Genomic DNA, 1,131 nt, shown 5'->3' with positions numbered 1-1,131 from the left:
CTTGGAGCTTAAACGCTTCTTGGTTTTTTATTACACCAAAACATATATGAATGAGCTTTCTCATATTCGCACATACAGCTTGCATCGGTGTTTTACCGTTATTTATTAATGTTAACTTGTGTCGTTTTATTCTTTTATTCCATTGCCCAGCGACAATGGCTGCCATGTAGAGTTTACAGCGAATTCTGGCTGGCCCAAGTTTACTGATTGTTGTTCGCCCTTTTAATTTACCCGATTCATTGTGCCGTGGGATTAATCCACAATAAGCTGCTGCTTCTTTGGCTTTATTAAACTTTTTAGCCGCAAACAAATATGTCAGCTCTCTCGATAATACAGGCCCAATGCCAGGTATAGACTCTAGTAGTTTCCTGTTTCTTTTTAAACCAGGCTCATTATCTATGTGATCATCAATGTCAGATTTAAGCTGTTTAATTTCGTCATCTAAAAATGCGATAGTCACTTTTATCGATTGGCGAACACGTGCTGAAACGTTGCTGAATTCACTTGCTTCTAATCGGTTAGCTTCTCGTTGCCGGTTACTCTCAAGCGCATCTAAACGACGGATAAGGGCTTTAAGCTCTCTAACTTCTAACGCTTCAGGTTGCCAATAATCAACGACTGCGTGCTTTGCACAGCCGTAGTGGGCAAGCATCGTTGCATCAGATTTGTCTGTTTTATGAATTATGTTTAACGCGTCAGCATACTTTTTCGCTTTGCCTGTATTCGCTAAAATAATATTAAAGCCTTGCTCATGTAAAAAATACATCAGTGCTTCATGATAAACACCCGTTGGTTCGAGGGTGATAACGAGCTCACTAGCAACGCTTTTAGTTGTATTTAAAAGCCACTTTTCTATTTTCTCAAAGTCTTGATGCTTGTTTTTAAAGACTTTTGTTTTAATCTTGTTTGTAAGCTGGTCTCTCAACCACGATAAATCAACTTTCTCTTTACTAATATCAATGCCGATAAACATCATCTCTACTTACTCCCCTTGTACATACAGCATCTACTTAAATAAAAGTGTGCTTGGATACCATTCAGTTTGTGAGAATAGAAAGTCAGGGCTTTATCTACGGAGCAGTATTAAATACTAGGCGCAAAGGCAAGCTCACTGACTTCGATGTGATAAAT

Annotated in this window: 1 protein-coding gene; it reads right to left on the bottom strand. The window is 38.5% G+C overall.

The features are described 5' to 3' along the window. Positions 1-976 (bottom strand): IS110 family transposase (locus OIZ54_RS20245; RefSeq protein ID WP_264391152.1); only part of this gene is annotated, 976 nt, incomplete at its 3' end. Positions 977-1,131: the final 155 nt, after the last annotated feature.

Source organism: Pseudoalteromonas sp. A3, assembly GCF_025942345.1.
Lineage (GTDB): Bacteria > Pseudomonadota > Gammaproteobacteria > Enterobacterales > Alteromonadaceae > Pseudoalteromonas > Pseudoalteromonas atlantica.
Note: the sequence above shows the minus strand (reverse complement) of the source record. Positions and strands in the feature narration are given on the sequence as shown.